This is a genomic window from Erwinia sp. MYb416, from assembly GCF_037479575.1.
Lineage (GTDB): Bacteria > Pseudomonadota > Gammaproteobacteria > Enterobacterales > Enterobacteriaceae > Erwinia > Erwinia rhapontici.
This window is the reverse complement of record NZ_JBBGYT010000438.1, coordinates 1,788,134-1,802,025: the sequence shown is the minus strand read 5'-3', so window position 1 is coordinate 1,802,025 and position 13,892 is coordinate 1,788,134. Positions and strand designations below refer to the sequence as shown.

Sequence of the window (13,892 nt, the reverse complement as noted above, 5' to 3'; positions counted from 1 at the left end):
TGCCGGAAGTCGAGGCCCGCAGGGAGGCGGATTTTGCCGATCCACAGAGTGCAGAAGGAAATAAACTGGGTGTGGTAGCGATGGGTTATGACATTAAAGCTAACGCGATTATTTAGTACATTTATAAAGGAGTATAAAACATTTTTTGATCGACAAGGATGGCAAGGTTTATCAAACGGCTTCATTATTCAAAATGACCTGGCATGTTGGTCTAATTCAGTCTAAATGCTTTCTACACAGTTAATTAATTACTTTGCTAAGGCTGAAGAAGCTGATTATATCGGCGAGTGGCTTCATGAACATTATTCTCCTTGTGTAGCATCAGGTACTGTGACTTTCAAAGATGGGTCCTATGGGACCTGGGGGTTGCACTCCAGTGGTCTTGGTGGCGTCACTTTTCAAGATAAAAATAATTTTGGGAAGAGAAAGTCGTTTCTTTATCTGGATAACGCTTGGGAGGACGAATGAAAATTGTAAACATCTTGTCTCAATATCTCGGGATATAAGAACCCACCGCAAGTACATTTTCTGAGGGGATGGGGCCAGTTTGAGGTAAGCCGGACGTCACGCGACAGGACGTCGCGTGCCGAGGCCCGCAGGGATGCGTGTTTTGCCGATCCGGCGTGCTCAAACTGGCCCCGGACCTTACACTAAATAGCCAGCGACTAAAGACTGGAGATATCGCAGACATAAAAACATTACAACCCGGTACTAAAAGTAATCAGCCCCAGCAGAATACCCGGGGTGTTGGCAATCAGCGGTGGAAGATGAGGTTGAAACCCCGGCGTGCCATTGCGCGGCACGCCGGGGGTTTTATGTCATCAGGAGAGGGTCATCAACGGTGTCAGTGGCTTAATAACGCCCTGTGACTGATGTTTATCCAGCTGATAGTCGTCGCTGTTAACCACCAGCACCGGGGTAGTGAGGTCGTAACCCGCCGCTTCGATTTCGGCCTTATCAAATGTTAGCAGCGGCGTCCCGGCCTTGACCCTGTCACCTTCTTTCACCAGCGGGTGGAAGTGCTTGCCCTGCAGGTTAACGGTGTTCAGGCCCACGTGGATCAGTAGCTCGGCACCGTTATCACAGAGAAGCCCGATAGCATGATGAGAATCAATCAACGTGGCCACCACGGCATCACATGGTGCCACCACCTGGCCTTCACTCGGGCTGATGGCAATGCCGTCACCCAGCATTTTTCCGGCAAACGTTTCATCGTTAACACTTTCCAGCGCGATGGCCGTACCCGACAGCGGGCTGAACAGCGCCAGGCTCTGTGCCGGAGCCGCAGTAGCGGTAGTTGCAGTCGCAGCAGGAGCCTGCTGACTTTTTTCACTCAGGATTTCTTCATCAATCGGATCTTCAAAGCCGACAAACTGAACCATGACAATCGTCAGGATAATGGCCGTGGCGCTGCCCGCCAGTTCACCAATAAACGACATCGGGGCATCGGGGCTGATGGCATTGACGAGGGTAAACAGACCCGGCAAGGCGGCATACGCGTAGTAGAGTGAGCCAAACATACTGGCCACGACGGCACCAATGGCGCCACCAATACAGCCGCAGATAAACGGTTTTTTGAAACGCAGCGTCACACCGTAGATAGCTGGTTCGGTGATACCGAAAATCGCAGTGACACCGGCTGATAAGGAGGTCGCTTTCAGCGCCCGGTTACGCGTTTTCAGGAACACACCGAACACGGCGGCCATCTGACCGATCACCGCAATCGTCTGGTAGGCCTGGAAGGAGTCATAACCCTGTGTATCGAAGTTCGCCATTATCACCGGCGTAATGCCCCAGTGAACGCCGAAGATCACAATAATCTGCCAGACACCGCCAATAACGGCAGCCGCAACGGCAGGGGCAAAAGCAAACAGGGCGTTATAACCACTGGCAATGCCCATCGCCGCCCAGGTGGTGATCGGGCCAATCACAATCAGCGTCAGGGGCACAATCACCACGAAGCAGATCAGCGGTGTGAACAGGGCGCTGATCACCTCCGGCAGGATTTTCTCAACGCGTTTTTCAAGCCAGGAGAGCGCCCAGACAAGGAACAGCGGCGGTAATACCGATGAGGTATACACGGTTTTGGCCAGCGGGATAAACAGGAAACTGATGGTTTCGCCCCCGGCAATCCGGCCTGCCATGGATGTCCATTCCGGGTTAATCAGGGCGCAACAGCAGAGCACGGCGATAAACGGATTACATTTGAAGTGTCTGGCCGCGGTAATCGCAATAAACACCGGCAGGAAGGCAAACGGTGTCCACGACATAAAGTTGAAGATGGCAAAGGTGCCGGAGGTTTTAATATCCGCATCAATCAGGCCGACGACAATTAAGATCCCCTGAAGAATACCGGCAGCAGCAAGAATATAAACGATGGGCGCGAACACCGCCGACATGGTGCCGATGACGGCATCCAGCACGCGCGTTTTCTGTTTAACGGTGCCGCCGGCGTGCTGCTCGCCAATCAAAGACGAGAGGGCATTGAACACATCGGCCACGTGGGTGCCGATCAGGACTTTCGCCTTAGCGCCGTCCGGCGTTTCATTTAACTTATTGTAATCCCTGATAACTGCCATATTGTCAGACCTTTTTATTATGGGTAGCTGGTTATGTAACAGAGGGTGAAACTGATTTGATGCTATCAGTGAAACCGATTTCTGCAACCGGTTTCATATCAGAGCGTGAGCTGTTTCACAGGGTTTCATTTCGGGCTACAGGGCAGTGGATGTGAGAGCTAAACCACGGCGGAAACGCTGAAGGGGGGCTTATGCATCATCACGAATCCAGAGGTTAAATCGCGTACAGGTCGCTTGTAGCAGGGGCTGCCGGGGTGTCAGGGGCGGCAAAAAATAGTGCCATTTTATAAGAATTTTTACCTGCCCGAGGTCAACAACAAGGCCTATATTCGCAGCATTGGAGCAGCTGTTCTTCCAGGGGATGGAAAAGAACAATAAAACGTTAACTTTTTGCCTTCCATTATGCGTAATGGTAATGAGGTTTTTATGTTGTTAAAACGCAGCGGTACTATCGTCATTGTTTTGCTGGTGACTCTTTCAGTAACGGCCTGTGGCATGTCTCATCGCGGCAGAAACACCGCTATTGGTGCAGGCGTGGGTGCGGTGGGTGGTGCGGTCCTGACCGGAGGCAGCACCTGGGGAACACTGGGCGGTGCAGCCATCGGTGGTGTGATTGGGCATCAGGTCAGCCGTTAAGCTGACCTGCGCTAACCCGGTAAGAAAGCGTACAGCTAAGGCCTGCGATACAGGGCAATGCTGCGACCTTCCAGCTCGACATTTTTCTCTTTGGTGATCACCTGGCCGGGTTTGGCTCTGTCCGATGTGCAGAGTTCCAGTACCCAGCCACCTTCGCCAAACTGCGGGATCAGGAAGGGCACATTGCCCTCAAACGGGTTAAACAACATCAGCACATCATGCCAGATGCCCTCCTTCTCCGTCAGGTCTGCCCGGCCAATATAGACCCCGAGCGTTGAACCTTCATCCCACTGTTCCGGCTGCTGAAAACCGCCGCCTGCATTAAACCACTTGATATCCATATTATCGCGCCAGCTTTCACGGCGCAGCAGCGGCTGAGCGGTGCGTAGGGCAATCAGCTGACGGGTAAATTCACGCAGCATTTCGCCGCTTTCCGGCACATCGTCCCAGTTAATCCATGAGATGTCGTTGTCCTGGCAGTAGCCGTTATTGTTGCCGCGCTGACTGCGACCAAATTCATCACCCGCCAGCAGCATCGGTGTCCCGTGGGAGAACAACAGGGTGGCGAGAAAGTTACGCTTCTGCCGTTCGCGTATCGCGTTGATCCCTTCATCTTCCGTTGGTCCTTCCACACCGTAATGCCAGGAGCGGTTATCATTATGACCATCGTTATTGTCCTCGCCGTTGGCATCATTATGTTTATCGTTGTACGACACCAGGTCATTCAACGTAAAACCGTCGTGGGCGGTGATGAAGTTGACGCTCTCCCAGGGACGACGCCCGCGCTGATCGTAGAGGTCGCCTGAGCCCAGCAGACGAGCCGCGAACTCGGTTGAGACATTGTCTCCCTTCCAGTATTCCCGCACCGTGTCACGGTATTTATCGTTCCATTCCGCCCAGCCGGGTGGAAAAGCGCCAACCTGATAGCCGCCCGGGCCAATATCCCAGGGCTCGCCAATCAGCTTCAGACGGGACAATACCGGGTCCTGCATAATGGCATCGAAGAAACCGCCGCGGGGATCGAAGCCACCCGGTTCACGGCCCAAAATAGTGCCGAGATCGAAGCGAAAACCGTCGATATGCATCGATTCTGCCCAGTAGCGCAGGGAATCCATCACCATCTGTAATACCCGGGGATGAGAGGTGTTGACCGTATTGCCAGTGCCGGTGTCGTTGATGTAATAACGGTGCTGATCTGGCAAGGTGCGGTAGTAAGAGAAGTTATCAATGCCTTTAAAGGACAGCGTCGGGCCGAGTTCGTTACCTTCTGCCGTGTGGTTGTACACCACGTCGAGGATCACCTCGATCCCGGCCTCGTGGAAGGCGCGCACCATATCGCGGAAACCCTGAATGCCGTTAGGGCCAAAATAGCGCGAAGCCGGAGAGAAGAACGCGAGCGAATTATAGCCCCAGAAGTTTTTCAGCCCTTTGTCCAGCAGGTGCTGATCGTCCGGGAACCAGTGGACTGGCAGCAATTCAACTGACGTTACGCCAAGGCTTTTGATGTAATCCACGACGGCCGGATGGCCCATGCCTTCATAGGTGCCGCGCAGCGCTTCAGGTACCGCACTGTTCAACTGGGTAAAGCCTTTGACGTGCGCTTCGTAGATCACGGTGGTTGACCAGGGGACCACCGGGCGATTTTCATCATGCCAGAGGAATTCATCCGGATCGATGACCCGGCATTTGGGGGTAAACGGGCCGCTGTCCCGGGTATCAAAGGTCAGGTCCTTCTCATCATCATACAAATCGTAAGCAAAGTGCGCCTCATTCCACTCAATATCCCCTGACAGTTCCCGGGCATACGGGTCGATCAGCAGCTTATGCGGGTTAAAACGATGTCCGTTCTCCGGTTCATAGGGACCATAAACACGGTAGCCGTAGAGTGCACCCGGTTGGAGCCCCCGCACATAGCCATGCCACACTTCATGGGTGTATTCCGGCAGTTCCAGCCTGGCGATCTCCTGCTGTCCGCTGGGGTCATAGAGGCACAGCTCAACGCGCTCAGCGTGCGCGGAGAAGAGGGCGAAATTCACCCCTTCACCATCAAAATTGGCCCCCAGCTGGTGGCTTAACCCGGCTTCGATGACATAAGGTGTTGCGTTCGACATAGCGTTCTTTTCATCCCTTGGCAAATGGTAAGCGGTAGCGTCTGTTATTCACTTTTCTGGATGCTATTCACTGCTGAGTATCAGCGGCAAACCCGTGTCTGTGACAGCCAGCGTGATCTGATCGGTCACAAACATCACTTCTCCGCTGAGGATATTACGGTAGCGACGGTGGGAAAGCGGTGCCGTCAGCGCGATGGTGGTCGAGGCAGAAGGCGCCGTCTGATCAGATTCTCCGGCGTTATCCGGCAGCTTCAGCGCCAGACGCGGGGCAATCACCATCAGCGCATGGGTACTGTCCAGCCGGGCGAAGAGGATCAGATGATCTTCGCCCGGGCCTTGTGCACTCAGCGGCAGATAATCGCCATGACGAAACAGTGCCGGACGGGCCTGACGCAGCTGTAGCAGGCTGGCGATCACATGCTGGTTGAGCTGGCCGCTCAGCCAGTGCGCCGGATCGCTATCCAGCGGCGTTTTGTGTGCCGTCAGCATCTGTTGCAGTGCGGGAAAGTCCGGCTCCCGGCGGTTATCCGGATCGATCAGACTGAAATCGAGCGTTTCACTGCCCTGGTAAATATCCGGTACGCCTGGCGCAGTCAGTTTCACCACCGTCTGGGTAAGACTGTTCACCAGCCCGGCCTGGATAAACGGTTGCAGCGAGGCGGAGAAATCATGTAAAAAGTCGGTATTAGCCGGTGAGAGCAGGTGACGCGCATAGTCGAGCACCGCATTCTCGTAGTCATCGTTTACGGCAGTCCAGTTGGTATGCTGCTTCGCTTCGCGCAGTGCTTTTTGCACATAGGCGAGAAAACGCTCTTCCAGCGCCGCCAGCCCGGCGTGATCCCGGGGCTGAAGCGTCGCAGGCCAGACACCGGCCAGCGCCTGGTAGAGCATCCACTCGACAGAGGGTTTTGGCGCCAGGCCATCGTCAAGCGTCACCACGCAGCTGCGGTTCATCTCGCACCAGCGCGCCACGCACGCCGCCCAGTGTGCCGGGGCCTCGGAGAGCGTATAAAGCCGTGCCCGGGCATCTTCGCCGCGTTTGGTATCGTGCGTGGTGGTGCCGGAAAGGGCATCCGGCTGGCGTGCAAGACGCACTTTCATCTCTGCGTGAAAGCGGTCAAGCGAGAAGGCACGCGGCAGCGGTTCTGCGCCAACCTCATTCAGCGCCAGCGACATATGCTGGCGGAAGAACAGGGTATCTTCGACCGATTTCGCCATCAGCGGGCCAGTCAGTTGCTGAAAACGGATGCGGAACGTCGTCGCCTGTTGACGCGTGTGTGCCGGGATGTCGCCCGTGAGAATGCGCAGAATCAGATTAAGTGCGGCCGGATCGGGGGCATCGGTACGGGTTTTGACGCGGTCTGCTACCTGTTGCAATAATTCGCTATCGGCCGCAGGCAATCCGTTTTCCGTGCCGTAAGTGCGATATACCGGGAAGGCAATCAACAGTTCACGCAACGCCTGGCGCAGATTGTTCTCCGGCAATAGCGCACTTTCTTCTGCGGCAATCTCACGGGCAAGGGTCAGCAGGGTGGTAAACTCCCCGGCGAAATTCTTATCCACCATCAGCCGCTTGGCTTCGCGCAGTTCGGCGGCCATATTCACCGGCTTATCCAGCACATCATTGTAGATTTTGCGCAGGGCACTGATATTACTGCCATCGACCAGCGCATCGGAGAGCGCTGCCATAAACTCATACCCGGTGGTGCCAGAAACCGGCCAGTCAGTCGGCAGCTGTTCATCTTTGCCGAGGATTTTCTCTACCGTGATATAGCAGTCCGGGCCTGCCTGCTGGCGCAGACGCGTCAGATACGCCTGAGGGTTTGCCAGCCCGTCAACATGGTCAACCCGCAGCCCGTTAACGGCACCGGAATGGACCAGTTCGAGGATCAAACGGTGGGTATCATCAAACACGCCGCGATCCTCAACCCGCATTCCCACCAGTCCGGTGATTTCAAAGAAACGGCGGTAGGAAAGTTCATTGGCCGCATCACGCCAGCACATCAACCGCCAAGGCTGACGCTGGTGGAGTGCCGCAATCTCCGACCGATCGGTGAGTGCCAGTACATCGGCTTCGCATTCCTGCCAGGTTTCCGGTTTCAGCGGGTAGAAGGTGTCGTAATACGCCAGCGCGGGTTTACCGCTGTCGGGATCGGCTTGCACCGTGATCTCATTGTTATCCAGCGCCGTCTCAAAGGCATCGCCCAGGAACGGCAGCGTCAAACGGCGGGACCAGTCGATATCAAAATGTCGCGCGTAGCGGCTTGCCTCACCGTGTTCAACCACATCGCGCCACCAGGCATTTTCCAGCGAGGCCGCCATATGGTTCGGCACGATGTCGAGGATCAGTCCCAGCCCGGCATTTTTCAGCGCGCTGACCAGACGGTCAAAGCCCGTGCGGCCACCAATCGACGGGTCGATCTCATTGGCATCCGTGACGTCATAGCCGTGAGTTGACCCGGCGGTCGCCGTAAAAATTGGGGAAGCATAGAGATGACTGATCCCCAGCTGTTTCAGGTAGGGCACGAGGCTGGCAGCGCGATCAAATGTCATGCCGTTACGAAACTGAATACGCCATGTGGCGGTTGGAATGGTCATTTTTCCTCTCCTGGCAGAAGACGAACCACGATGGCGTGCTGTGGAGATCCTTTTGCCGGGCAGGCGGGCATGGCTGCGTAGTGGCACCGATGTTCAGGGCGATGGACAACTGGCCCCGGGGGAAGGTCCAGCTGACGGCCACAAACCCCGGTGCGGTCTTCAGCACCTGGCCTGCATGACCGCCCGCAGTCCCCAGCAGCGGCACGATAACGTTTTGACGCAGTGTCAGCAGCTGTCGGGTCAGCGCCAGCCAGGCTTTGCCCTCTGCGCTGTCAGGCTTATGCCAGTCGAGCTTAGAACGGGTGAAGGTGGTTTCCGCGTTCGGATCGGGGACGACTTCCCCTTCATGCCCCGCGTGGCCTTCGAACTCTCTGGCTCGCCCTTCGCGTACGGCCCGCGCCAGATCGCCATGAAAATCAGTAAAGAACAGGAACGGGTTGGTCTCGCCATACTCTTCGCCCATCAGCAGCAGCGGGATATGCGGTGAGAGCAGCAGTGTGGCCAGCAGCACTTTGTTACGGTCGGCCCCGGTCAGGGTGATCAGCCTGTCGCCTTGCGCGCGGTTGCCCACCTGATCATGATTCTGTAAAAAATCAAAAAACGCCGCAGGGGGCTGACCGCGACTGTCGACGCCGCGCGCTTCGCCAGACTGAACGGCAACCTCACCCTGATAGACAAAGCCCTCCGTCAGCGCCCTCATTCCATTCACCGTTAAACGCGGGGCGTTGCCGTCAGCGTCGCGTGGATGCAGGAAAATCACGTTACGGCAGTCTTCGGTCGTCAGATGGATCGGCCGCTCAGGCAGTTCAGCGCGGATGCGTTGGGCAATCTCAATCAGGATATGGGGGTCGGTGGTGTCTTCAATCTGGTCGATGGCATCGAAACGCAGGCCATCGAGGTTAAACTCCCGCAACCAGTAAAGCGGTGCTTCTGCAATATACTGACGCACGGCCTCGACATCATGGGCGATACCCGCTCCCCAGGGCGTCATCCGCTCCGGGTGGAAGAAGTCGGGGGACAGCAGCGGCAGATAATTCCCCTGCGGACCAAAATGATTCAGCACGATATCCAGCACCACCGAGATGCCGTAACCGTGCGCCGCATCGATAAAGGCTTTAAAATCATCCGGTGTGCCGTAGGCGGCGTGGGGCGCATACAGCAGAACGCCGTCATAACCCCAGCCACGACGGCCACCAAACTGCGCCACCGGCAGCACTTCGATCATCGTGATGCCCAGCTCCGCCAGGTAAGGGAGTTTTTCTGCCGCCGCCTGGAATGTGCCCTGCGGCGTAAAGGTGCCGATATGCAGCTCATAGACCACGGTTTCTTCCCAGCGCCGTCCTGACCACTGGGTGTTCTGCCAGACGTAAGCGGTGGGGTCGATCACCAGCGAAGGGCCATCGACATCATCACGCTGCGCGCGGGAAGCGGGGTCCGGCACCGTCATGCCATCGGCAAGTACAAACTGATACTCCGCACCGGGTAATACGCCGCTGACCAGCTGCTCAAACCAGCCGTTTCCCGTGGGCTGCATGTCCGTTTCTTTACCGGAGAGCCGGAGTTTGACCTTGTTCTGGCCCGTGGCCCAGAGGCGAAAACGAACGGTATCGGTGGCCACATACTCGGCGCCCCAATGTTTTAAATATGATCGGGTTTCCATTCACTGTCCTCGTTTTATCCAGCGCTCGGGGATCGCTGGCAACACAACGGCGCTCCGCTACTCTGAGCGTTAGTCGGAAAAGGTGTTATCGGGATCGGGATAGCTGTCAGGCCATAACAATCATAGACTAAGATGTAGGGACAAGTGATAACCCCAGGCAAGATGGAGAACCGATGAGCATCACTATCAGAGCATTCCAGGCCAGCGATCTTGATGCTGCTATTACGCTGTTTCAGGGCGCGGTGCGTCAGATAGCCTCACAAGATTACAACCCGTAACAGATTGACGCCTGGGTGCAGGTAGACAGGACGGCCTGGGAGAAACGATTCAAAGAGAGTCAGTGCTGGTTAGCGATCCGCAATGGGGAGCTCGCCGGGTTTGGCAACGTGGAGTATGACGGACATCTGGATATGTTATTTACCGATCCCCGGCATCAGCGCTGCGGTGTGGCAACCGCGCTGCTAAAGTGGCTGGAGCTGGCGGTAGTGAAGATGGACATCCCGGTTATCTATACCGAGGCGAGCATTACCGCGAAACCCTTCTTTATCCGACACGGCTTCCAGTTGGTTGAAGCCCAGCAGGTGTCGGTGCGTGGCCAGAGTTTTATCAATTATCGGTTGCGTAAGGTGTTGATGTAAAAAGGGGGGTTATGGGTTTAACACCCGATCCCCGCAGGACAAAACAGGGGATCAGGTAGGGCTGAATTACTCAGACTTCCGCATCAAAAATCACATACAGCTTACGCATCTCGGTTTCCACCACCCAGGTGCCTTCGGTGTTGGCTTCGAAAAAGAAGGAATCACCCGCTTTGAAGGTTAACGTCTCTTCACCGTCGGGTGTAAATGACCCGGAGCCACCGAGGAAATGCATAATTTCAGCCTGTTTAACCGAGCGACGATAGCTGCCCGCGCCACACTGAAAAATCCCGGTATCAATATCTTCCTTCCCCGGAATCACTTTTTGCAGGCCGGAGAGCTTGATGGCAGAGGTGCCCGGCAGGCCTTCAACGGTTCCCCATGACTCCAGCGATTCGATGGCGGCGGGCTGTTCTATTTTCTGCACTTTCATCAATATGATTCCTCAGGTGACGGTATTACGGCGGCTATCAAGGATTAAAAAAACGCATAAGGGTGTTATCCCGGTTCGTTATCCAGATTAAGGGGTTTACTGAACAGATTACGGAATTTATCGGCCGTCAAATAACAGATTTGCGTGTAAAGCGGGCTGAGATTGGTAGAAACTTTTGCGGGGAGACAATCGGGATAAAGCAGGATCGGCAGGGCGCTACCCTGCTGATCCTGTTAGCTTATTTGGCTGCGGCGTTACCCCAGCGGCTTTTCAGGTAGTTGACCGCATCCTGAGTCTGTGGCTGATTGAGGTAGTTTTCTCTGAACAGGATCGTGCCATCAATATTCGGCAGTGACTCATTCAAATCGAGCTGTTTTTTCAGCTCCGGCACGCCGCCTTGCACCGTCCAGTCTGGCTCATTCTTCGACGGTTCCCCGACTTTATACAGCGCGATGCCGATATACAGGCGCGTGCTGTTGGGTTTCACCACCTCCGCCCACCATTTTGCCAGCACATCGTAGCGTGCCGCCTGGCGTGCGAAAGGCCAGTACACCTGCGGGGCAATATAGTCCAGCAGGCCTTGTTGCACCCAGCGGCGGGTATCGGCGAAGGACTCATCATAGGCTGCCGCGCCGCGTGTATCGGAGCCTGCCGGATCGTGTGACAGATTGCGCCATACGCCAGCCGGGCTGACGCCGAATTCGACATCCGGTTTTAACTGTTTGATGGTACGCGACACCTGCTCGATCAGCTGCTGCGTGTTGTGCCGCCGCCAGTCTGCCTTACTGCTAAATCCCTGACCGTATTGCCGGAACGTCTGGCTGTCATTGAGGGCAGATCCCGGCGATTCCGTATAGAAATAATCATCGAACTGCACGCCATCGACAGGATAGTGCGCCACCACTTCAGCGACGATGCTGGTGATCCAGTCGCGCACTTCCGGGATGCCGGGGTCAAGCACAAAACGATCCCCCGAGGTGCGGATCCAGTCGCGATGCAGTACATAGACGCTGGCAGGTTGCTGCGACAGCGTGCGGTTCAGTTCGGTAACGGTAGAGGATTGGGTATTCACCGATACGCGATAAGGGTTTAACCAGGCATGCACCTTCATGCCGCGTTTATGCGCTTCGTCGAGCATAAACTGCAACGGATCGTAGCCCGGATCCTCGCCAATGTTCCCGGTCAGCATATCTGACCACGGCAGGATTTTTGACGACCATAGCGCCGTACCATCGGGTTTTACCTGGAAGAATACGGTATTGATGCCGAGACTTTTCAGTTTATCCAGCTTATCGGTCAGCGCTTTTTGCTGCAGGCTGATACGCAGCGCCGCACTGCTGACATTGACCGAAGCGATCGGCGGCCAGTCCAGGCGCGAAACGGTCGCCAGCCAGACGCCACGCATCGGTTCCTTCGCCAGCTCAGGCCGGGTTGGCAGCGGCTGTTTTGCCACCGGAGGGAGCGGGGTGACCAGCGATTTCGGCGGTTCGGAAGAACAACTGAACAGCAACAGCGCGGCGATAGCCAGTGCGGCCGACCTTTTAAGGGCGATGACGGCGGGAATACGGCGAGAACGGGTGATGGTATGCTCCGGTTCTTTCTGGTGGTCGAGTGAGAAGAAGATTCTCTTATTTCAGGCCGTAAAGTCAATGGATGAGGGGGCGGGGAAGCGTATATCGCACTGGCTAACCTTTAGCATGCTTACATCTGCTCTGATCATGCCCGAATTGCGACAGTTGGCGACCGCGGGGCGACTGATGAAAGTCTGTCTTTTCAAACAGAGGTGAAAGTGCGGATCCAGCGTTCGAATCAACCTAAAAAGCTCTATCGTAAGGTGAACACCACTACATGGGGACAGGTGCAGAATCACCCGGGCGGTGAATACCGCTGGCTGCGCCATAAGAAAAACATTGCAGATGACAATCTGCCGATGCGTGAAGGCATGCACGGGCGGCTTGAGCGCGGCCGGGATTACACGCTGGCAGCGTTCAAAGAATTCTCATATTTCCGAAGGTACACGTCCATTGATGGATTAGGAATCAGGTATGTCAATTAAAGCGTTTGATCTCAATATTATGCAGTTATTGAAGAAGAAGATGATGACACCGCGTTTGAAGGCACAATCATAACCTTGGCCGGTATTTCTGATGATGAGGTGCATGCAGCAAAGGATATGTTTCTCACTTTCAGTAATGATAGCATCATAGATACGACCAGATATGGGCAGACTATCAGTAATTCATCTGGTGTTGGAAAAATCTTCATCAACGGAGTTCTCGTTGCCCGGGAGGAGAACTTTCTCTTTTCATACAATATTACTCATATCAATTCACAATTGAAGAAAGCGATTAATCGTGAACGAACCCATGTTGGGAGAAGTGCGTACACGGATACCGTGAAGAAGATCCTATTATCCTCATCAAATAACTATGTTGCGGATCTCCTTGCTGAAGATATGTCCGGATTTAGCTCTGGCACTATGCATGATGAGCTTTCATGGATAGACGTTCAGGAGCATGCAGTTACACTGCTAAATAAAAATGGTAATGTCGTGTTTATCACTGCGACAGAAAGTATTTTACATCCCAACATGGTTGATGATGCCATTAAAAATGGCACCAAAATTATTACAATACCGGATAACCTTCGCCTCAGACTTGCCGATAAAGTGGATGAAGAAGGTAACTCGATAAATGATATTACGAACTATGTTCAGAGCTATAATGACAGTTTTCAGTTTGAATTTATTGAAGAAAGAGATCTGACGCCTTACGAACGAAAGATTTTCTCATTGAAGAATGAAATTATTGATATCTTTGGCGGGGTTCCTGCAAGGGTATTAGATATTAAAATATCAGAAACACTACGGCCAGATATTTTCTCATCTGTAGAAACTCAGGGTTGTTGGGAACCACAAACATGCTGCGTGATTATATCCAGAAAGTGCCTTACATCCGTTGATGTTTTTTCCGGCGTACTGATCCATGAGTTTATTCATGCAAGGACAGGTCTTGGAGATGTCACCAGGGAGTTCGAAACAGCATTGACAGAATGCATCGGTGTGCTGTGTGAGACGATAATTGCGAACAGGGGTACCATTGCACCAACTCCTGAAAGACTTCACACCGATAGTATGGCAAAACCACGGCCCTGGTATAAATTTTGGTAAGACTTGAAAGAGTTGAAGTAGAGCGGGATTTTATATCTTATCCCGTTGCTAACGAATAGTGGGCAGTCGGC

10 protein-coding genes are annotated in these 13,892 nt (G+C 54.4%); 4 read left to right on the top strand and 6 right to left on the bottom strand.

What is annotated here, in order from left to right:
• Positions 1-821: 821 nt before the first annotated feature.
• Positions 822-2,579 carry a glucose PTS transporter subunit IIA gene (locus WH277_RS18145; protein ID WP_339506179.1) on the bottom strand — a complete coding sequence of 586 codons (1,758 nt, stop codon included), beginning with the start codon at positions 2,577-2,579 and terminating at the stop codon, positions 822-824.
• 426 nt (positions 2,580-3,005) lie between these two features.
• On the opposite strand from WH277_RS18145, the gene WH277_RS18140 reads away from it, so the two are divergent.
• Entirely contained in the window at positions 3,006-3,215 is a 210-nt protein-coding gene (locus tag WH277_RS18140) for a glycine zipper 2TM domain-containing protein (protein ID WP_339506177.1), read from the top strand.
• Between the two features lie 35 nt (positions 3,216-3,250).
• Here the strand turns inward: WH277_RS18140 and glgX are convergent, their stop codons facing one another.
• The 3 genes from glgX to WH277_RS18125 all read right to left on the bottom strand — a co-directional run bounded on the left by glgX (position 3,251) and on the right by WH277_RS18125 (position 9,584).
• On the bottom strand, positions 3,251-5,326 hold the full coding sequence (glgX, locus tag WH277_RS18135; RefSeq protein ID WP_339506175.1) for a glycogen debranching protein GlgX: 2,076 nt from the start codon (positions 5,324-5,326) through the stop codon (positions 3,251-3,253).
• A gap of 63 nt (positions 5,327-5,389) precedes the next feature.
• Complete coding sequence (treY, locus tag WH277_RS18130; RefSeq protein WP_339506173.1) at positions 5,390-7,924, bottom strand: malto-oligosyltrehalose synthase; 2,535 nt, start codon at positions 7,922-7,924, stop codon at positions 5,390-5,392.
• Complete coding sequence (locus WH277_RS18125; protein WP_339506171.1) at positions 7,884-9,584, bottom strand: malto-oligosyltrehalose trehalohydrolase; 1,701 nt, start codon at positions 9,582-9,584, stop codon at positions 7,884-7,886. The genes treY and WH277_RS18125 overlap by 41 nt, the downstream gene beginning before the upstream one ends.
• A 293-nt stretch (positions 9,585-9,877) precedes the next feature.
• On the opposite strand from WH277_RS18125, the gene WH277_RS18120 reads away from it, so the two are divergent.
• Complete coding sequence (locus tag WH277_RS18120) at positions 9,878-10,222, top strand: GNAT family N-acetyltransferase (RefSeq protein ID WP_339506169.1); 345 nt, start codon at positions 9,878-9,880, stop codon at positions 10,220-10,222.
• A gap of 70 nt (positions 10,223-10,292) precedes the next feature.
• Here WH277_RS18120 and WH277_RS18115 read toward each other — a convergent pair whose 3' ends face one another.
• Positions 10,293-10,652, bottom strand: coding sequence for a cupin domain-containing protein (locus WH277_RS18115; RefSeq protein WP_133846566.1), 360 nt, complete (start codon positions 10,650-10,652; stop codon positions 10,293-10,295).
• 238 nt (positions 10,653-10,890) lie between these two features.
• On the bottom strand, positions 10,891-12,216 hold the full coding sequence (locus WH277_RS18110) for a glycoside hydrolase family 10 protein (protein WP_339506410.1): 1,326 nt from the start codon (positions 12,214-12,216) through the stop codon (positions 10,891-10,893).
• A gap of 225 nt (positions 12,217-12,441) precedes the next feature.
• Here WH277_RS18110 and WH277_RS18105 point away from each other — a divergent pair, with 225 nt between their 5' ends.
• Together WH277_RS18105 and WH277_RS18100 are read left to right on the top strand one after the other, a co-directional pair.
• Positions 12,442-12,708, top strand: a complete 267-nt coding sequence (locus WH277_RS18105) for a hypothetical protein (protein ID WP_339506168.1) — start codon at positions 12,442-12,444, stop codon at positions 12,706-12,708.
• Between the two features lie 75 nt (positions 12,709-12,783).
• Positions 12,784-13,821, top strand: a complete 1,038-nt coding sequence (locus WH277_RS18100; protein ID WP_339506167.1) for a hypothetical protein — start codon at positions 12,784-12,786, stop codon at positions 13,819-13,821.
• Positions 13,822-13,892: the final 71 nt, after the last annotated feature.

Excerpts from the sequence above, each read along its gene's own strand:
- WH277_RS18115 (WP_133846566.1), bottom strand. The coding sequence starts at position 10,652 with ATGAAAGTGCAGAAAATAGAACAGCCCGCCGCCATCGAATCGCTGGAG.
- WH277_RS18125 (WP_339506171.1), bottom strand. The coding sequence starts at position 9,584 with ATGGAAACCCGATCATATTTAAAACATTGGGGCGCCGAGTATGTGGCC.
- WH277_RS18145 (WP_339506179.1), bottom strand. The coding sequence starts at position 2,579 with ATGGCAGTTATCAGGGATTACAATAAGTTAAATGAAACGCCGGACGGC.
- glgX (WP_339506175.1), bottom strand. The coding sequence starts at position 5,326 with ATGTCGAACGCAACACCTTATGTCATCGAAGCCGGGTTAAGCCACCAG.
- treY (WP_339506173.1), bottom strand. The coding sequence starts at position 7,924 with ATGACCATTCCAACCGCCACATGGCGTATTCAGTTTCGTAACGGCATG.
- WH277_RS18140 (WP_339506177.1), top strand. The coding sequence starts at position 3,006 with ATGTTGTTAAAACGCAGCGGTACTATCGTCATTGTTTTGCTGGTGACT.